The sequence below is a fragment of the Trinickia violacea genome, assembly GCF_005280735.1.
GTDB classification, from domain to species: domain Bacteria; phylum Pseudomonadota; class Gammaproteobacteria; order Burkholderiales; family Burkholderiaceae; genus Trinickia_A; species Trinickia_A violacea.
In genome coordinates this window covers 3,518,790-3,536,560 of the sequence record NZ_CP040077.1, presented here as the reverse complement: position 1 = coordinate 3,536,560, position 17,771 = coordinate 3,518,790, and the positions used below count along the sequence as shown (strand labels likewise).

Sequence of the window (17,771 nt, the reverse complement as noted above, 5' to 3'; positions counted from 1 at the left end):
CGCCGCCCGGTGCGCGGAATTTGTGTTTCGCACTTCCGATCATTCGCATGGATCTCGATTTCTGGTGGCTGCTCATCATCCCGGTCGCGTTCGCCTTCGGCTGGATCGCGGCTCGCTATGACTTGAAGACGCTGCTTTCCGAAAGCTCCAATCTGCCCCGCTCTTATTTCCGCGGCCTCAACTTCCTGCTGAACGAACAGCCCGACCAGGCGATCGACGCGTTCATCGAGGTCGTCAAGCTCGATCCCGAGACGATCGAATTGCACTTCGCGCTCGGCAATCTGTTCAGGCGCCGCGGCGAGACGGACCGTGCGATCCGTGTGCATCAGAACCTGCTCGGCCGCGCCGATCTGCCGGTCAGCGAGCGGGACCACGCGCTCTTCGAGCTTGGACAGGACTTTCTGAAGGCCGGCTTGCTGGACCGTGCCGAAGAGACGTTCGGCAGGCTCGAGAGCGGCGACTATGCGCTTGGTGCGCAGCGTGCGCTGCTGACCATTTACGAAATCGAGAAGGATTGGAGCAAGTCGATCGAGACCGCGCAGCGGCTCGAAACGATGGGTGCAGAACCGCTCGACAAGGAAATCGCGCAATTTCATTGCGAGCTCGCGCAGGAGGCGCTGCAGCAGAAGAAACCGGCCGACGCGGCCGAGCAGCTCGAGCTCGCGCTGAAAGCGAATCCGCAGAACGTGCGTGCGACGATCCTCGCCGGCGACGTGAAAGCGGCTGGCGGCGATCACGCCGGGGCGATCGCCGAATGGCAGCGTGTCGAGGAGCAGAATTCGTCCTATCTGCCGCTCGTCGCCGAAAAGTTGATGAAGGCGTACGCCGCTCTGGGCCGCGCCGCGGAAGGGGCGGATTTGCTGACGAGCTACGTCGACCGCTATCCGTCGAACGATTTGCTCGACGTCGCCTATCAGCACGTAGCCGACCTGCGGGGAGGCGACGCCGCGCATACGCTTGCTCGTACGCAGATGCAGAAGTCGCCGAATCTGGCCGGCATGACGCGCTTGCTCGAAGCGCAGATCGCGGCGGCCGATGAGCCGCGGCGCGGCGAGCTGGAGCTGATGCGCACGCTGATCAAGCAGCGCACCAAAAATCTGCCACGGTACACGTGTCAAAATTGCGGTTTCCGGGCGCGCCTGTTCTATTGGCAGTGCCCGGGCTGCAGCGGCTGGGAAACCTACGCGCCGCGCCGTGTCGAGCCGATTGCGGCATCGAATTGAGATCGCCGCCCCTTGGTGCCCCCGTGGTCCATCAGGGCGAGCGATTCGACAGGAGTAGAAGCGGCTGTACGAACGCTGCCATTGATCGGCGGCACGCCGGCAGCCAGTTAACGACCGGGATCAACCACCAGAACGCGTATGAAAATCACCATCATCGGCACGGGTTACGTTGGCCTCGTCACGGGCGCGTGTCTCGCTGAAATCGGCCATGACGTCTTTTGCCTCGACGTCGACCCGCGCAAGATCGAAATCCTCAACAGCGGCGGCGTGCCGATCCACGAGCCGGGCTTGCTCGAGATCATTACGCGCACTCGCGCGGCCGGCCGCATCACGTTCTCGACCGATGTCGAGGCGAGCGTCGCGCACGGCGAAATCCAGTTCATCGCAGTCGGCACGCCGCCCGACGAAGACGGCTCCGCCGATCTGCAGTACGTGCTCGAAGCGGCGCGCAACATCGGCCGCTATTCGAACGGCTTCAAGGTGATCGTCGATAAGTCGACGGTGCCGGTCGGCACCGCACAGAAGGTGAGCGCGGTCGTGGAAGCGGAACTTGCCGCGCGCGGCTTGTCGGGTAGTGCGCAGCACCGCTTCTCGGTCGTGTCGAACCCCGAGTTCCTGAAAGAAGGCGCGGCGGTCGAAGACTGCATGCGGCCCGATCGCATCGTGATCGGCATCGACGACGACGAAGCCGGACAGCTCGCACGCGAGAAGATGAAGCGGCTCTACATGCCGTTCAACCGCAATCATGAGCGCACGCTCTACATGGACGTGCGCTCTGCCGAGTTCACGAAGTACGCGGCCAACGCGATGCTCGCCACGCGCATCTCGTTCATGAACGAGATGTCGAATCTGGCCGACCGCGTCGGCGCCGATATCGAGGCGGTGCGGCGCGGCATCGGCTCCGATCCGCGCATCGGCTATCACTTCCTGTATGCCGGCGTCGGCTACGGCGGCTCGTGCTTTCCGAAGGACGTGCAGGCGCTGATCCGCACAGGCGGCGAGAACGAGCAGCGGCTGCGCATTCTCGAAGCGGTCGAAGAGGTGAACCACGAGCAGAAAGCGGTACTCGTGCGCAAGATCACGTCGACGCTCGGCGAAGACCTGACGGGCCGCACGTTTGCCGTCTGGGGCCTGGCATTCAAGCCGAACACCGACGACATGCGCGAGGCCCCGAGCCGGCGCCTGATTGCGGCACTGCTCGCGCGCGGGGCGAGCGTGCGCGCGTATGACCCGGTCGCGCTGCACGAAGCGCGCCGCGTGTTCGCGCTGGACCTGCATGACGTTCCCGAGCAGCACGCGCGGCTGCACTTCACGAACACGCAGGACGAAACGCTCGCCGGCGCCGATGCACTCGTGATCGTGACCGAATGGAAGGAGTTCAAGAGCCCGGACTTCAATCACATGAAGTCGGTGCTCAAGTCACCCATCATTTTCGACGGGCGCAACCTGTATGAACCCGACGCGATGGCCGAACTCGGCATCGACTATTACGCGATCGGACGTCCCCGTGTCGAACTCACCGCTGAAGCCAATGCACGCGCCTGAATCCAACGTCTCGCTTGTGCCTGAAGCGGGCGTCGTGCCGCGCGCACGTCTTGCTGCGGCGCGCGTTCTGGTGGTCGGCGACGTGATGCTCGACCGCTACTGGTTCGGCGACGTGAACCGGATTTCGCCGGAAGCGCCGGTGCCCGTCGTGCATGTGCAGAAGCAAGAGGACCGCCTGGGCGGTGCGGCGAACGTCGCGCGCAACGCGGCCGCGCTGGGCGCGCAGGCGGGACTCTTGTGCGTGGTCGGGCACGATGAGCCTGGCGAGCGGATCGTCGAGTTGCTCAAGGACAGCGGTGTCGTGCCGCACCTCGAGCGCGATCCCGAGCTGCTGACGACCATCAAGCTGCGCGTGTTGTCGCGCCAGCAGCAGTTGCTGCGCGTGGATTTCGAGAACACGCCCGCGCACGAAGCGCTGCTCGCCGGTCTTGCGCGTTTCGACGAGCAGTTGTCGAAGCACGACGTGATCCTGCTGTCCGACTACGCGAAGGGCGGCCTCACGCACGTGACGACAATGATCGCGAAGGCGCGCGCAGCGGGCAAACCTGTGCTCGTCGATCCGAAGGGCGATGACTGGGAGCGCTATCGCGGCGCGACGCTGATCACGCCGAATCGCGCCGAGCTGCGCGAAGTGGTCGGGCAGTGGAAGTCGGAGGACGATCTGCGCGCTCGCGTGACGGCGCTGCGCACCTCGCTCGGGATCGAGGCGTTGCTGCTCACGCGCTCCGAGGAGGGCATGACGCTCTTCACAGCCGACGGAGGCGAGCGCCACGCATCGGCCGTCGCACGCGAAGTGTATGATGTGTCGGGCGCGGGAGACACCGTGATTGCGACGCTCGCCGTCATGCTGGGCGCGGGTTTGCCGCTCGTCGAAGCGGTGTCGCTCGCGAATCGCGCGGCCGGCATCGTCGTCGGCAAGCTCGGCACGGCCACCGTCGACTACGACGAACTCTTTCCATGATGCGAATCCGCGCCGGGCATGCCGCGTCGAGCGTATCGCCGCGCGGCGCGCTTCGGCTCGGCGCGGATTCCCGCCATTCACCTCATATCGCAGGACGACCATGACCATCATCGTCACCGGCGCCGCCGGCTTTATCGGCGCCAATCTCGTCAAGGCGCTCAACGATCGCGGCGAGACACGCATCGTCGCCGTCGACAACCTGACGCGCGCGGACAAATTCAAGAACCTCGTCGACTGCGAGATCGACGATTATCTCGACAAGACCGAATTCGTCGAGCGCTTCGCGCGCGGCGACTTCGGCAAGGTGCGTGCGGTGTTCCATGAAGGGGCGTGCTCGGACACGATGGAGCACAACGGCCGCTACATGATGGACAACAACTTCCGCTACAGCCGCGCGGTGCTCGATGCGTGTCTCGCGCAGGGCGCGCAGTTCCTGTACGCGTCGTCGGCGGCGATCTACGGCGGGTCGAGCCGCTTCGTGGAAGACCGCGAAGTGGAAGCGCCGCTCAACGTCTACGGCTATTCGAAGTTCCTGTTCGACCAGATCATCCGGCGCGTGCTGCCGCAAGCGAAGAGCCAGATCGCCGGCTTTCGCTATTTCAACGTCTACGGCGAGCGTGAAACGCACAAGGGGCGCATGGCGTCGGTGGCGTTCCACAACTTCAACCAGTTCCGCGCCGAGGGCAAGGTCAAGCTCTTCGGCGAGTACAACGGCTATGCGGCGGGCGAGCAGACGCGCGATTTCGTGTCGGTCGAGGACGTCGTGAAGGTCAACCTGTTCTTCTTCGATCACCCGGAGAAGTCGGGCATCTTCAATCTCGGCACCGGCCGCGCACAACCGTTCAACGATATCGCGACGTCCGTCGTCAATACGCTGCGCGCGCTCGACAACCAGCCGGCGCTTTCGCTCGCCGAGCAGGTGCAGCGCGGGCTCATCGAGTACGTGCCGTTCCCCGATGCGCTGCGCGGCAAGTACCAGTGCTACACGCAAGCCGATCTGACGCGCCTGCGCGCGGCCGGCTACGACGCGCCGTTCCTGACGGTGCAGGAAGGCGTCGATCGCTACGTGCGTTGGCTGTTCGGCCAGCTATAAATCGTTCGGACACCTCTTTAGACTGGGGTCTCCCGGTCGGCGATCGTTGCCGGCCTCTTTCACGGAGACCCCTATGTTCAAGACATTTCTCGCCAAGTTTTGCGCCGCGGCAGCGTTCATTGCCGTGTTCAGTCACGCCTTCGCCGCTGTCGACGTCAACACCGCCAACGAAGACGCGCTGCGCGGCATCAAGGGCATCGGCCCTGCGAAGGCCAAGGCGATTCTCGACGAACGCACGGCACATGGCCCATTCAAGGACGCCTCGGATCTTTCGAAGCGCGTCAAGGGCCTCGGCGGCCATACGGTCGAAAAGCTGCAAGGCGAGGGGCTCGCAATCGGGCCGGCCAACACCGGTGCGGCCGGCGCCCAGGCCAAGGCGGCGCCCGCGGCAACAGGTGCGCAGAAGAACGGCGCCCCGGTGGTCGTAAAGAAGTGAGCGCAACGCAATAAACAGTGTCCGTCTCCTTCAGCCGTCGTTCAGATGACTGGCTGCCCCGCGGTCTTCCCCTCCGCGGGTTTTTTGCGTGGGGGAGGGCACAGCCGGGCCTCGATCCCTTTGCCCGATAGGGTCGCTCAGCGAGCCGATTCCGCGTGCATTACAATCGACGGATTCCTGACATCACTTACATCAAACGCAGGGCCGCCGCAGATGTTTCTGTTCTTCACGGGACAGTCGCGACGCGGCAGGCCGGGTGCGTTCCTCTCATCGCGCAACGCTCATGGCTTATAAGACTATTGAAGACACGATCGGCAATACGCCCCTCGTGCAACTCGTTCGCTTGCCGGACGACGAAATCCGCAGCCGGAACAATGTGATTCTCGGCAAGCTGGAAGGCAACAACCCGGCGGGCTCGGTGAAGGACCGGCCGGCGCTGTCGATGATCAAGAAAGCCGAAGCGCGCGGCCGCATCAAACCCGGCGATACGCTGATCGAGGCGACGAGCGGCAATACCGGCATCGCGCTCGCGATGGCCGCGGCGATTCGCGGCTACAAGATGGTGCTGATCATGCCGGAGGATCTGTCGGTGGAGCGCCGTCAAAGCATGGCCGCGTATGGCGCGGAAATCATGCTTACGCCCGTGAAGGGCGGCATGGAGTACGCGCGCGACCTCGCGGACCAGGTGCAGCGCGACGGCAAGGGCATCATCCTCGATCAGTTCGCGAACCCCGACAATCCAGTTGCCCACTATGAGGCGACCGGTCCCGAAATCTGGCGCGACACCGAAGGCCGCATCACGCATTTCGTGTCGGCGATGGGCACGACGGGCACGATCATGGGCGTGTCCCAATACCTGAAAGAGCAGAACAGCGCGATCGAGATCATTGGCGCGCAGCCCGAAGAGGGCTCGCGCATTCCGGGCATTCGCAAGTGGCCGGAAGCGTATCTGCCGAAGATTTTCGATCGAAGCCGCGTCGATCGCACGGAGAACGTCTCGCAAGCGGCGGCTGAAGCGATGGCTCGTCGCTTGGCGGCGGTGGAGGGGATCTTCTGCGGGATTTCGTCGGCGGGCGCGTGTGAAGTGGCGTTGCGCGTGGCGCGGCAGGTCGAGAACGCGACGATCGTGTTCGTGGTTTGCGACCGCGGGGACCGGTATCTGTCGACGGGTGTCTTTCCCGCCTGATCGGCAGAAGATCATCAACGAAAAAAGCGCCGCATGCCGGCGCTTTTTTACTATCACTAGCCACTCGGCGGCGGCTTTGCGGCGTGATTACGTCATTGCGATGCGGGGCTCGGCGCGTCCGCGCCGCCTGAACTACCCGAACCGCCCGCGCCAGGAATGACCGTGCCAGGGCTGGCTGAACCTGAACCGCCTGCGCCGGTAGCGCTTGGGCTGACCGCGCCGGCGCCGGTAGCGCCCGAGCCGGCCGCACCTGAGCCGGCCGCGTTGAAATCCTCCATGGCCATCCGCGCCTTCACTCGTTCGCCAAGCTGATACACGGCAAGCGCATAGAAGAAGCTGCGGTTATAGCGCGTCAGCACGTAGAAATTCTTGAGGCCAAGCACATATTCGGTCGGCAGCGCCGGGCTCGGCAGATCGACGATCGCCACCGGCGTGCCGCCTTCGGCCGCCATGTCGAGACCGGGCTCGTTGAGCAGCATTCCCGCGCGCAACAGTTGCGAAAGCGGCCAATGCGGCTCAGGCTGGCCGTCGGCGGCCGCTTGCGCGATACCCAGGGTGCCCGGGTCCTGCGCAATCTTCCAGACCACCGGCCGGCCGTTTTCCCAGCCGTTTTCCTTCAGATAGTTCGCGACGCTGCCGATCGCATCGGCCTGGCTCGAGCGCAAGTCGATGTGCTTGTCGCCTTCATAGTCGACCGCATACTGCACGATGCTGCTCGGCAGGAACTGCGGAATGCCGATTGCGCCGGTATAGGAGCCGAGCACCGAGGTGGGATCGATCTGCGTATCGCGGGTCCAGACCAGGTAGTCTTCGAGATTCTTGCGGAACGTCGCCATCCGGTCTTCGCGATTGGGCGTATTCGGATAGTCGAACGTGAGCGTCGTCAGCGCATCGAGCACGCGGAAGTTGCCCATGTAGCGGCCGTAGATCGTCTCGACGCCGATGATGCCGACGATGACTTCCGGCGGCACGCCGAACTCTTCATAGGCGCGCTGCAGCGTCGCCTGATTCTGCTTCCAGAAGCGCACGCCCGCGTTGATGCGCACGGGGTCCAGGAAACGCGACTGGTAGACCTTCCAGTTCTTGACCGACGGCGACGGTGCCGGCGTCACGAGCTTCACCGCCGTCGCCGAGTAGTTCACGCTGGCGAAGAGCGTATGAAGCGTCGTCGGATCGAAATCGTAGCGCGCGACCATGTCGTTGATGAACGCATCGACGTTCGGATTGTTCGCGTAGCGCTGCGGAATGATCTCTTCTTCGAACGTCTGGCCCGCGGGCGCCGGCTGTTGCGGCTGACCTTGCGCGAGGACGGGAGGACGCTTGGCGGGCGCGGTTTGCGCCGCCGCCGTCGAGCTGCCGAAGGAGATGCCGAGCGAGAGGGACACTGCGATTGCCACGCTAGTGGCGCGAAGCCGGTTTCCTGCGGACGGAGCAACTTGGACGGTCATGGCGGACAAAACAGACGAGAGCGGACGAGAGAGGGCGGTGCCAAAAGGACTCGGCGCAGTATAACCGACGCTACCGGCCAAACCGGCGTTCGATCCGATCAATGCGGCAAAGCATGCCGCACGCGGGCGGCGCCCGAGTCCGGGGACCGACTCGATGTGGTAACGTAGTCCGATCAACTCCGGCGCGACGCGCTTTGCGCCCATACCGAACATACCGAAGGAGACCTGCCGCGCGCCGTCCGATGCCGCGCGGCAGAAGCGAATCACTATGGCGACAGGCTTTTATTCGCACGCCGATTGTCTGCTGCATGAGATGGGACAGTGGCATCCGGAATGCCCGGCGCGTCTCCAGGCAATCGAGGATCAGCTCATTGCGAGCCGCATCGATCCGCTGATCGAGCGCGAGTCGGCGCCCCTCGCCGAGATGTCCGCGCTGGCGCGCGTGCACACGCAAGCCCATATCGACTACATCAAGAGCCAGTCGCCGACCGAAGGCTACGCGCAGATCGATCCCGACACCTCGATGAATCCGCATACGTGGCAGGCGGCGCTGCGCTCGGCGGGCGCGGCGGTCGCGGCGACCGACGCCGTGATCGCGGGCCGCTACGACAACGCGTTTTGCAGCGTGCGCCCGCCGGGGCATCATGCCGAGCCGGCGCGCGCGATGGGCTTTTGCTTCTTCAACAATGTCGCGATCGCTGCGCGGCACGCGCTGGAAGTGCACGGGCTCGCGCGCGTGGCGATCGTCGATTTCGACGTCCACCACGGCAACGGCACCGAAGCGGCGTTCGCCGGCGAGGAGCGCGTGCTGATGTGCAGCTTCTTTCAGCACCCGTTCTATCCGTACAGCGGCGCGGAAAATGCGGCGCCGAACATGGTCAACGTGCCGGTGGCCGCGCGCACGAAGGGCATGGCGATCCGCGAGCTGGTGGACATGATGTGGCTGCCGCGGCTCCACGAATTCAAGCCGGAAATGATCTTCGTGTCGGCGGGCTTCGACGCCCATCGCGAGGACGATCTCGGCAACCTGGGCCTCGTCGAAGACGACTACGCGTGGATGACCGAGCAGATCCGCGAAATCGCCAAGCGCTACGCGCGCGGGCGCATCGTCAGTTGTCTGGAGGGCGGCTATAACTTGTCGGCGCTTGGGCGCAGCGTCGTCGCGCACGTGCGCGCGCTCGCGGAGCTATGACGTCGGTATGCCGGCATTCCTGCAGGAGTGGTCATGGACTCGAACGCTTCACTTCAGTCCGAGCAAGCCGGAGCGGGTTTGCTCGAAATCGAGCGCGACGCGTATGGCGTGCGCGGTGTTGTGCGCCTCACGCTGAATCGGCCCGATGCGTTCAATGCGTTATCGGAGGCGCTGCTCGACGAGCTGCACAGGACGCTGACAGGGATCGCGCAATCGGACGCGCGCGTTGTCGTGATCGGCGGGGCGGGGCGCGCGTTTTGCGCGGGACACGACCTGAAGGAAATGCGCGCGGCGCCGTCGCTCGATTACTACAAGATGCTGTTCGCGCGCTGTTCGCGATTGATGATGACAATCCAGCACATGCCGCAGCCGGTGATCGCGCGCGTGCATGGCCTGGCGACGGCGGCCGGGTGCCAGCTCGTCGCGATGTGCGATCTCGCGGTCGCCGCCGATGTCGCGAGATTTGCGGTGTCGGGCGTCAATCTCGGCCTCTTCTGCGCGACGCCGAGCGTGCCGCTGTCGCGCAATCTGTCGCGCAAGGCCGCGCTCGAAATGCTGCTGACCGGCGATTTCATCGATGCGACCAAGGCGCGTCAGCTTGGGCTCGTCAATCGCGTCGTGCCGCTCGATGCGATCGACAAGGAAATCGCCGAGCTGGCGTCGAGCATCTGCGCGAAACCGGTGGAAGCGGTGAGCGCGGGCAAGGCGCTGTTTTACCGGCAGCTCGAGATGGGTGTCGAAGCGGCGTACCAGCTTGCGGGCCAGACGATGGCCTGCAACATGATGGAGGCGTCGGCGCTCGAAGGCGTGCAGGCGTTTATCGAGAAGCGCGCGCCGAACTGGCCGCGATGAACGCGCTTGGAGCGCGATCGACTCGCGCCGGCGCGCCGGCCGCGCCGTATCGTGCCGGGTGGCGCGTGCTGGACGAGCCCATTGCGCCTCAGACGTGCGCGTCGATCCATTCAATCAAAGCCCCGATGACGCGCTCGCGGTCGAGATCGTTCATCGTCTCGTGGTAGCTGCCTTCGTAAAGCGTAAGCGTGCGGTCCGCCGAGCCGACATGCGCGGCGAAATCGCGGCTGCCGTCGGGTTCGGTGAGCTTATCCACGGTTCCATGAAAGACGAGCACGGGGACTGAGAGAGTCGCCCGGCGATTCTCGATGCGCGTCATCGCCTCGAGTATTTCCGCACCGGTGCGTGCCGGCACTGACCCGTGATGCACGAGCGTATCCGCGCGATTGGCCGCGACGACGGCCGGGTCGCGCGCGAGCAGGGCGGCGTCGATCTTCATCGCGGGAAAGCGCGGCCAGACGCGGCTCATGAAACGGCTCGCGGCGATCATCCAGCGCGGCACGTCGCGGCCCGGGGCGAGCGCGGGGCTCGACAGGATCAAGCCCGCGAGCGCAGGTCCGTCCGGCCTCTGTCGCTCGAGCGCATGCAGCGCGGCAATCGTGCCGCCCATGCTGTGCCCCATCAGGAAAAGCGGCGTGTGCTCGCGTGCGGCGAGTTCGACGAGGGCGTCCGCATCGAGCAGATAACGATCGAAGCGTTCGACCCAGGCGCGCTCACCCGGTGAGCGGCCGTGTCCGCGCAGATCGACCGCCACGACTTCGATTCCCGCGGCATTGAGGCAGGCGGCGAGCGCCTGATAGCGGCCCGCGTGCTCGGCGAGCCCATGGACCAGCGCGACGGTCGCGCGCGGCTCGCTGGCGGAGGGCCAGCGGTAGGACACGAGGTCGACGCCGTCGTGGGTGCCGGCGGTGTCGATGAGCGGCGGACGCGTCATCTTCGGTACGGGTTCCGTGGTTCGGACGGATAGGTTCGTCGCCATCGTCGCATTGTCTCCGTGATTTTCTTGTGGGGGGCGGTCCGCTCGATCATAGACGCAGTCGCCCGTCGTTCATCAATGCGCACGGGCGTTACTGACCTCTAATTCCATTTGGTTATTAAGTGTTCACTATCGATTGTTAGGCCCCCATTGCACGATGCGGTAAAATCGGCCACCTAATTCAATTCATAAGAGCAACGGCGGGCAACTGTTGAGTCACGCGGAGACACGCGCCTCAGCAGCCATCCGCCGTTTTCGTTTTCATGATCGAAATACGCAACTTATCGCAACGCTTCGAGAGCCCCCGGGGTTGGGTCGAAGCGCTGCACAACGTCAATTTGACGATTCCGGCGGGGGAAATCTTCGGCATCATCGGGCGCAGCGGGGCGGGCAAGAGTACGCTCGTGCGCACGATCAACCTGCTGACGCGGCCGACCGAAGGCAATGTCGTCGTCGGCGGGCGGGACCTCACGGCGTTGCCCGCGCGCGAGCTGCGCGAAGCGCGCCGCGAGATCGGGATGATCTTCCAGCATTTCAACCTCCTTAGCTCGCGCACGGTGTTCGACAACGTCGCGCTGCCGCTCGAGCTTGCGGGCATGAAGCGCGCCGAGATCGAAGCGGCTGTGCTGCCGCTGCTCGATCTCGTCGGGTTGTCAGCGCAAAAGGACCGCTATCCGTCGCAGATCAGCGGCGGGCAGAAGCAGCGCGTCGGCATTGCGCGTGCGCTCGCGAGCAAGCCGAAGGTGCTGCTTTCCGACGAAGCGACCTCCGCGCTCGACCCTGAAACCACGCGCGCGATTCTCGATTTGCTCAAGCGCATCAATCGCGAACTAGGGCTCACGATCGTGTTGATCACGCACCAGATGGAAGTCATCAAGCAGGTGTGCGACCGCGTCGCGGTGCTCGACGCGGGGCGTGTCGTCGAGACGGGCAATGTCATCGACGTCTTCCTGCAGCCGCATCACGAAGTGACGCGCGCGCTGATCGGCGACGTGATCGCACAGGAACTGCCGCCGGCGATGAAGGCGCGCGTCGCCGAGCGCCTGAAGACGGGCAGCCGCCACCTGCTGCGGCTCGCGTTCACCGGCTCGGGCGTCGACCAGCCGATTCTCTCGGAGACGATCCGCCGCTACGAGCTGGACTTCAATATCCTGCACGGCCAGATCGACGAGATCCAGGGGCAGGCGTTCGGTTCGCTCGCGGTGCTGGCGGGCGGCGAGCCCGCAAAGGTTGCTGATGCGATGGCGTACCTGCGTACCCAAGGCGTCGTCGTGGAGGAGCTGTCGTATGTTGAGTGAAATGTTGGATATGTTCGTGCAGTCGTTCTGGGAGACGCTCATCATGGTGGGCATTTCCGGCGCGGTCGGCGCGCTGATCGGGCTGCCGCTCGGCGTGCTGCTGCATCTGACCGACCGTCAGGGCGTGCTGCAGAACGTCGCCCTGAATCGCGTCGTCGGGACGATCGTCAATGCGGTGCGCTCGACGCCGTTCATCATCCTGCTGGTGCTCGTGATTCCGTTCACGCGGCTCATCGTGGGGTCGTCGATCGGCACCGCTGCGGCGGTCGTGCCGCTCACGCTCGCCTCGGCGCCGTTCATCGCGCGGCTCGTCGAGACGGCGCTGCGCGAAGTCGACCGCGGCCTCATCGAAGCCGCGCAGGCGATGGGCGCCACGACGGGGCAGATCGTCTTCAAGGTGCTGCTGCCGGAAGCGCTGCCGGGCGTGGTCGCGGGGCTCACGATCACGTTTGTCTCGCTGGTCGGCTATTCGGCGATGGCCGGTGCGATCGGCGGCGGCGGGCTCGGCGACCTCGGCATCCGCTACGGATATCAGCGTTACGAGCCGACGGTGATGTGGGTGGTCGTCGCCATCCTGATCGTGTTCGTGCAACTCGCGCAATCGTTCGGCGATTGGCTGGTGCGGCGCTTGAGCCACAAGTGAGAGTCACCCGCGGCGGACCTTGAATCCGCCGCCTAACAAGCAACAAAAAGGCGGATCATGCAACGTCGTTTCATTCTCAAGCTCGCGGCAGTGTTCGGCGCCGCGTCGATTTTCAGCGCTGCCGCGCACGCCGACGACACGATCAAAGTCGGCGTCACCGGCGGCCCGCACGCCCAAGTGATGGAGGTCGTGAAGCAAGTCGCCGCGAAGAACGGCTTGAACATCAAGATCATCGAGTTCGCCGACTACGTGCAGCCGAACGCCGCGCTCGCCTCCGGCGACCTCGACGCGAACAGCTATCAGCACGACCCGTATCTGCAGGCGCAAGTGAAGGATCGCGGCTACAAGATCATCCGCGTCGCGGACACGGTCACGTTCCCGATGGGTATCTATTCGAAGAAGATCAAGTCGCTCGCCGACTTGAAGACGGACGCGCGCATCGCGGTGCCGAACGATCCGACCAACGGCGGCCGCGCGCTGTTGCTGCTGCAGAAGCAAGGCATCTTGAAGCTGCGCGCGAACGTGGGTCTGAAGGCGACGCCGCTCGACATCGTCGACAACCCGAAGAAGCTGAAGATCGTCGAGCTTGACGCCGCACAGATCCCGCGCTCGCTCGACGACGTCGACGCCGCCGCGATCAACACGAACTATGCGATGGAAGCGGGTTTGAAGCCGAAGCAGGAGGCGATCGCGATCGAAGACCCGAACGGGCCCTATGTGAACATCCTGGCGATCCGCGAGGCGGACAAGAACAAGCCGTGGGTCGCGAAGCTCATCGCGGCCTATCGCTCGCCGGAAGTGAAGCAGTTCATCGAAGCGAAATACGGCGGCGCGGTGATTGCGGCGTGGTGATCGCGGCGATTTGGGGTGCGAACCCGCGTGTTTAGAGTTGGCTATCGAAAACCCGGACTTGGCGTCCGGGTTTTTTTGAGATTAAAATAGCACGACCGTTCGTTAATTCCGGTGCGCAGCCCGGAGCGAAATACTCGATACATGCAACCCTGGTGCGGCTGGCGCGTTAGCTATCGCTATAATGGCCGCTGGGTTGACGTATTCGTAACTTTGGAGCGTGTGCATGAAAATCTTGGTGCCAGTCAAGCGCGTAGTCGACTACAACGTGAAGGTCCGCGTGAAGTCGGACAACACGGGTGTGGACATCGCGAACGTGAAGATGTCGATGAATCCGTTCGACGAAATCGCGGTGGAAGAGGCGGTGCGCCTGAAGGAAGCCGGCGTGGCGACGGAAGTGATCGCGGTGTCGGCGGGTGTGGCGCAATGTCAGGAGACGCTGCGCACGGCGCTGGCGATCGGCGCGGATCGCGCGATCCTGATCGAATCGAACGAAGACCTGCAGCCGCTGGCGGTCGCGAAGCTGCTCAAGGCAGTGGTCGACAAAGAACAGCCGCAGCTGGTGATCCTCGGCAAGCAAGCGATCGACGACGACAGCAACCAAACCGGCCAGATGCTTGCCGCGCTGGCGAGCCTGCCGCAAGCGACGTTTGCGTCGAAGGTCGTGATCGCTGATGACAAGGCGACCGTCACGCGTGAAGTCGACGGCGGTGCGGAAACCCTGTCGCTGAAGCTCCCCGCAGTGGTCACCACCGATCTGCGCCTGAACGAGCCGCGTTACGTGACGCTGCCGAACATCATGAAGGCGAAGAAGAAGCCGCTCGAAACGTTGAAGCCCGAAGACCTTGGGGTGGACGTCGCGTCGCGCCTGAAGACGCTGAAAGTCACGGAGCCGCCCAAGCGCAGCGCCGGCGTGATGGTGCCGGACGTGAAGACGCTGGTCGAGAAGCTGAAGACCGAAGCCAAGGTACTGTGAGACGGACGCGGAGACGATAGAGATGACGATTCTGGTAATTGCCGAACACGACAACGCGTCGATCAAGGGCGCGACGCTGAACACGGTCGCGGCCGCACAGAAGATTGGCGGCGACATTCACCTGCTGGTGGCGGGCCACAATGCGCAAGCCGCGGCGGATGCCGCTTCGAAGATCGCGGGCGTCAGCAAAGTGCTGCTCGCCGACGCGCCGCAACTGGCCGAGGGCCTGGCGGAAAACGTCGAAGCGACGGTGCTGAACATCGCGAAGAACTACTCGCACATCCTGGCGCCGGCGACGGCCTACGGCAAGAACATCGCCCCGCGCGTGGCAGCGAAGCTCGACGTGGCGCAGATCAGCGAAATCACGGCCGTCGATTCGGCGGACACGTTCGAGCGTCCGATCTACGCGGGCAACGCGATCGCGACGGTGCAATCGAGCGATCCGATCAAGGTGATCACGGTGCGCGCGACGGGCTTTGACGCGGTGGCAGCCGAAGGCGGCAGCGCAGCCGTCGAGAAGATCGAAGCCGCAGCCGACGCAGGCATTTCGCAGTTCGTGAACCGTGAAGTGACGAAGATGGACCGCCCCGAATTGACGAGCGCGCACATCGTCGTGTCGGGCGGGCGCGGCTTGGGCAGCGGCGAGAACTATACGAAGGTGCTCGAGCCGCTGGCGGACAAGCTGAACGCGGCGCTGGGCGCGTCGCGCGCGGCGGTCGATGCGGGCTATGTGCCGAACGACTACCAAGTGGGCCAGACGGGCAAGATCGTTGCGCCGCAGCTGTACGTGGCGGTCGGCATCTCGGGCGCGATCCAGCACTTGGCTGGCATGAAAGACTCGAAGGTGATTGTGGCGATCAACAAGGACCCGGAAGCACCGATTTTCAGCGTGGCTGATTATGGCCTCGTTGGCGATCTGTTCACGGTCGTGCCGGAACTCGTCAGCGAACTCGGCTGATCGAGGGCAGCGCCGTCTCATGCGGCGTCCGGAAATATAAGACTAATCAAGCGAAGGGGCGCAGTACGCGCCCCTTTTTTGTCGGCCCGAGTTAGCGCTTCAGCGCTTACTCGGGGCCCATGGTGTGGGCCTGGAGTTAGTGCTTCAGCATTTACTCCAGGCCCACAGCGCTCGGCCCGAGAGAGCACTGACTCGGGTCCCATACAAGGCTATCCACTGGAGGACACAATGAGCTACACCGCGCCCATCAAGGACATGCTGTTCGTGATGAAGGACCTGGCGGGCCTCGATGACGTCGCAGCGTTGCCGGGTTTCGAGGACGCCACATCGGAGACGGCTCAAGCCGTGCTGGACGAAGCCGCGAAGCTGTGCGGCGAGGTGTTGGCGCCGCTGAACGTCGAAGGCGACCGCAACCCGAGCAGCTGGAAGGACGGCGTGGTGTCGGCGTCCCCCGGCTTCAAGGACGCGTTCCGGCAGTTCGCCGAAGGCGGCTGGCAGGGCGTGCAGCACCCGACGGAATACGAGGGGCAGGGCTTGCCGAAGCTGATCGGGACCCCGTGCGTCGAGATGCTCAATGCGTCGAACTTGTCGTTTGCGCTGTGTCCGCTTCTGACCGACGGCGCGATCGAAGCGCTGTTGACCGCCGGCACCGAAGAGCAAAAGCAGCGCTATGTACCGAAGCTGATCTCCGGCGAGTGGACCGGCACGATGAACCTTACGGAGCCGCAGGCCGGTTCCGATCTCGCGTTGGTGCGCACGCGCGCCGAACCGCAAGGCGACGGCACGTACCGCGTCTTCGGCACGAAAATTTTCATCACGTGGGGCGAGCACGACATGGCGGACAACATCGTCCACCTCGTTCTCGCGCGCCTGCTGGATGCGCCCGAAGGCGTGAAGGGCATTTCGCTCTTCATCGTGCCGAAGTTCATGATCGACGACGACGGCACGCTCGGCGCGCGCAACGACGTGCATTGCGTGTCGATCGAGCACAAGCTCGGCATCAAGGCGAGCCCGACCGCAGTGCTGCAATTCGGTGACCATGGCGGCGCGATCGGCTATCTCGTCGGCGAGGAAAATCGCGGCCTCGAGTACATGTTCATCATGATGAACGCGGCGCGCTTCGCCGTCGGCATGCAGGGCATCGGCATCGCGGACCGCGCTTATCAGAAGGCCGTGGCCTACGCGAAGGAGCGTGTGCAGAGCCGTCCGGTCGACGGAACGGCTAAGCAACCGGTCACGATCATCCATCATCCCGACGTGCGCCGCATGCTCGCGTCGATGCGTGCGCTGACCGAAGGCGCTCGCGCGCTCGCCTATGTGGCCGCCGCGCACTGCGATATCGCGCATCGCCACGCCGATGAAGCGGTGCGCACCGAGCATCAGGCGATCTACGAATATCTCGTGCCGGTCGTAAAGGGCTGGAGCACGGAGATGTCGATCGATGTCGCGAGTCTCGGTGTGCAGGTGCACGGCGGGATGGGCTTCATCGAAGAGACGGGCGCGGCGCAGTTCTATCGCGATGCGCGCATCCTGACGATCTACGAAGGCACGACCGCGATTCAGGCCAACGATCTGATCGGCCGCAAGACGCTGCGCGACGGCGGTGCGATCGCGAAGAAGCTGCTCGCGGACGTCGCACAGACCGTTGAAGCGCTCGCGGCTCACCAAGGCGCGGCATTCGCTTCGATGCGCGAGCAGCTCGCGAACGGGCATCGTGCGCTGGGCGCGGCCGTCGACTACGTGCTCGCCAATGCGAAGAGCGATCCGAATGCGGTCTTTGCCGGCAGCGTGCCGTATCTGAAGCTCGCGGGCGTCGTGCTGTGCGGCTGGCAGATGGCGCGTGCGCTTCTGGCGGCCGAAGCGAACGAGGCGAGCGACCCGTCGTTCTATAGCGCGAAGATGGCGACCGCGCGCTTCTATGCCGAGCATGTGTTGCCGCAGGCGGGCGCGTTCGAAGCGTCGATCGTCAGCGCGAAGGGCGGGGAAGGCGTGCTTGCGCTGGCCGAGGATCAGTTCTGACGGTACGCGTCACGTAGCTAGCTCATCGCAAAGGGCGCCTGATCGTCGGATCAGGCGCCCTTTGTGCTTTCATGCCGTCGAGCCAGCAGCCTTGTAGCAGCGAAAAGTAGCGAAAT

16 protein-coding genes are annotated in these 17,771 nt (G+C 64.3%); 14 read left to right on the top strand and 2 right to left on the bottom strand.

Going from position 1 to position 17,771, the window contains the following annotated elements:
* Positions 1–47 precede the first annotated feature (47 nt).
* From lapB to cysM, 6 genes are all read left to right on the top strand, one after another.
* Positions 48–1,223 (top strand): lipopolysaccharide assembly protein LapB, encoded by a 1,176-nt coding sequence (gene lapB, locus FAZ95_RS16190; RefSeq protein WP_137333373.1) that lies wholly within the window; start codon positions 48–50, stop codon positions 1,221–1,223.
* A gap of 138 nt (positions 1,224–1,361) precedes the next feature.
* Positions 1,362–2,768, top strand: coding sequence for a UDP-glucose dehydrogenase family protein (locus tag FAZ95_RS16185; RefSeq protein ID WP_137333372.1), 1,407 nt, complete (start codon positions 1,362–1,364; stop codon positions 2,766–2,768).
* Positions 2,755–3,729, top strand: coding sequence for a D-glycero-beta-D-manno-heptose-7-phosphate kinase (gene rfaE1, locus FAZ95_RS16180; protein WP_175425696.1), 975 nt, complete (start codon positions 2,755–2,757; stop codon positions 3,727–3,729). Before FAZ95_RS16185 ends, rfaE1 begins: the two co-directional genes overlap by 14 nt.
* Positions 3,730–3,829: 100 nt before the next feature.
* Positions 3,830–4,822, top strand: a complete 993-nt coding sequence (gene rfaD, locus FAZ95_RS16175; RefSeq protein ID WP_137333370.1) for an ADP-glyceromanno-heptose 6-epimerase — start codon at positions 3,830–3,832, stop codon at positions 4,820–4,822.
* Between the two features lie 73 nt (positions 4,823–4,895).
* Positions 4,896–5,258 carry a ComEA family DNA-binding protein gene (locus FAZ95_RS16170; protein WP_137333369.1) on the top strand — a complete coding sequence of 121 codons (363 nt, stop codon included), beginning with the start codon at positions 4,896–4,898 and terminating at the stop codon, positions 5,256–5,258.
* A gap of 283 nt (positions 5,259–5,541) precedes the next feature.
* Complete coding sequence (gene cysM / locus FAZ95_RS16165) at positions 5,542–6,444, top strand: cysteine synthase CysM (RefSeq protein WP_137333368.1); 903 nt, start codon at positions 5,542–5,544, stop codon at positions 6,442–6,444.
* A gap of 92 nt (positions 6,445–6,536) precedes the next feature.
* Here cysM and mltB read toward each other — a convergent pair whose 3' ends face one another.
* Positions 6,537–7,892, bottom strand: a complete 1,356-nt coding sequence (mltB, locus tag FAZ95_RS16160) for a lytic murein transglycosylase B (RefSeq protein ID WP_137333367.1) — start codon at positions 7,890–7,892, stop codon at positions 6,537–6,539.
* A 268-nt stretch (positions 7,893–8,160) separates the two neighbouring features.
* On the opposite strand from mltB, the gene FAZ95_RS16155 reads away from it, so the two are divergent.
* Together FAZ95_RS16155 and FAZ95_RS16150 are read left to right on the top strand one after the other, a co-directional pair.
* On the top strand, positions 8,161–9,084 hold the full coding sequence (locus FAZ95_RS16155; protein ID WP_137333366.1) for a histone deacetylase family protein: 924 nt from the start codon (positions 8,161–8,163) through the stop codon (positions 9,082–9,084).
* A gap of 33 nt (positions 9,085–9,117) precedes the next feature.
* Entirely contained in the window at positions 9,118–9,936 is an 819-nt protein-coding gene (locus FAZ95_RS16150; RefSeq protein WP_137333365.1) for an enoyl-CoA hydratase, read from the top strand.
* 88 nt (positions 9,937–10,024) lie between these two features.
* On the opposite strand, the gene FAZ95_RS16145 is transcribed toward FAZ95_RS16150, so the two are convergent.
* Positions 10,025–10,870 carry an alpha/beta hydrolase gene (locus tag FAZ95_RS16145; RefSeq protein WP_137334588.1) on the bottom strand — a complete coding sequence of 282 codons (846 nt, stop codon included), beginning with the start codon at positions 10,868–10,870 and terminating at the stop codon, positions 10,025–10,027.
* Positions 10,871–11,175: 305 nt separating this feature from the next.
* Here FAZ95_RS16145 and FAZ95_RS16140 point away from each other — a divergent pair, with 305 nt between their 5' ends.
* The 6 genes from FAZ95_RS16140 (at position 11,176) to FAZ95_RS16115 (ending at position 17,655) form a co-directional block, all read left to right on the top strand.
* Positions 11,176–12,210, top strand: a complete 1,035-nt coding sequence (locus FAZ95_RS16140) for a methionine ABC transporter ATP-binding protein (protein WP_137333364.1) — start codon at positions 11,176–11,178, stop codon at positions 12,208–12,210.
* The gene (locus tag FAZ95_RS16135; RefSeq protein WP_137333363.1) at positions 12,200–12,853 is read left to right on the top strand and encodes a methionine ABC transporter permease; all 654 of its coding nucleotides are present in this window, start codon (positions 12,200–12,202) and stop codon (positions 12,851–12,853) included. The genes FAZ95_RS16140 and FAZ95_RS16135 overlap by 11 nt, the downstream gene beginning before the upstream one ends.
* A gap of 57 nt (positions 12,854–12,910) precedes the next feature.
* On the top strand, positions 12,911–13,705 hold the full coding sequence (locus FAZ95_RS16130; RefSeq protein ID WP_137333362.1) for a MetQ/NlpA family ABC transporter substrate-binding protein: 795 nt from the start codon (positions 12,911–12,913) through the stop codon (positions 13,703–13,705).
* Positions 13,706–13,928: 223 nt separating this feature from the next.
* Positions 13,929–14,678 carry an electron transfer flavoprotein subunit beta/FixA family protein gene (locus FAZ95_RS16125; protein ID WP_137333361.1) on the top strand — a complete coding sequence of 250 codons (750 nt, stop codon included), beginning with the start codon at positions 13,929–13,931 and terminating at the stop codon, positions 14,676–14,678.
* 22 nt (positions 14,679–14,700) lie between these two features.
* Positions 14,701–15,636, top strand: coding sequence for an electron transfer flavoprotein subunit alpha/FixB family protein (locus FAZ95_RS16120; RefSeq protein ID WP_137333360.1), 936 nt, complete (start codon positions 14,701–14,703; stop codon positions 15,634–15,636).
* A gap of 228 nt (positions 15,637–15,864) precedes the next feature.
* A complete protein-coding gene (locus tag FAZ95_RS16115; RefSeq protein ID WP_137333359.1) occupies positions 15,865–17,655 on the top strand; it encodes an acyl-CoA dehydrogenase in 1,791 nt (596 codons plus the stop codon).
* Positions 17,656–17,771: the final 116 nt, after the last annotated feature.

Bases quoted from the DNA above. Each gene is read 5' to 3' on its own strand.
- lapB (WP_137333373.1), top strand. From the start codon at position 48: ATGGATCTCGATTTCTGGTGGCTGCTCATCATCCCGGTCGCGTTCGCC.
- FAZ95_RS16185 (WP_137333372.1), top strand. From the start codon at position 1,362: ATGAAAATCACCATCATCGGCACGGGTTACGTTGGCCTCGTCACGGGC.
- rfaE1 (WP_175425696.1), top strand. From the start codon at position 2,755: ATGCACGCGCCTGAATCCAACGTCTCGCTTGTGCCTGAAGCGGGCGTC.
- rfaD (WP_137333370.1), top strand. From the start codon at position 3,830: ATGACCATCATCGTCACCGGCGCCGCCGGCTTTATCGGCGCCAATCTC.
- FAZ95_RS16170 (WP_137333369.1), top strand. From the start codon at position 4,896: ATGTTCAAGACATTTCTCGCCAAGTTTTGCGCCGCGGCAGCGTTCATT.
- cysM (WP_137333368.1), top strand. From the start codon at position 5,542: ATGGCTTATAAGACTATTGAAGACACGATCGGCAATACGCCCCTCGTG.
- mltB (WP_137333367.1), bottom strand. From the start codon at position 7,892: ATGACCGTCCAAGTTGCTCCGTCCGCAGGAAACCGGCTTCGCGCCACT.
- FAZ95_RS16155 (WP_137333366.1), top strand. From the start codon at position 8,161: ATGGCGACAGGCTTTTATTCGCACGCCGATTGTCTGCTGCATGAGATG.
- FAZ95_RS16150 (WP_137333365.1), top strand. From the start codon at position 9,118: ATGGACTCGAACGCTTCACTTCAGTCCGAGCAAGCCGGAGCGGGTTTG.
- FAZ95_RS16145 (WP_137334588.1), bottom strand. From the start codon at position 10,870: ATGACGCGTCCGCCGCTCATCGACACCGCCGGCACCCACGACGGCGTC.
- FAZ95_RS16140 (WP_137333364.1), top strand. From the start codon at position 11,176: ATGATCGAAATACGCAACTTATCGCAACGCTTCGAGAGCCCCCGGGGT.
- FAZ95_RS16135 (WP_137333363.1), top strand. From the start codon at position 12,200: ATGTTGAGTGAAATGTTGGATATGTTCGTGCAGTCGTTCTGGGAGACG.
- FAZ95_RS16130 (WP_137333362.1), top strand. From the start codon at position 12,911: ATGCAACGTCGTTTCATTCTCAAGCTCGCGGCAGTGTTCGGCGCCGCG.
- FAZ95_RS16125 (WP_137333361.1), top strand. From the start codon at position 13,929: ATGAAAATCTTGGTGCCAGTCAAGCGCGTAGTCGACTACAACGTGAAG.
- FAZ95_RS16120 (WP_137333360.1), top strand. From the start codon at position 14,701: ATGACGATTCTGGTAATTGCCGAACACGACAACGCGTCGATCAAGGGC.
- FAZ95_RS16115 (WP_137333359.1), top strand. From the start codon at position 15,865: ATGAGCTACACCGCGCCCATCAAGGACATGCTGTTCGTGATGAAGGAC.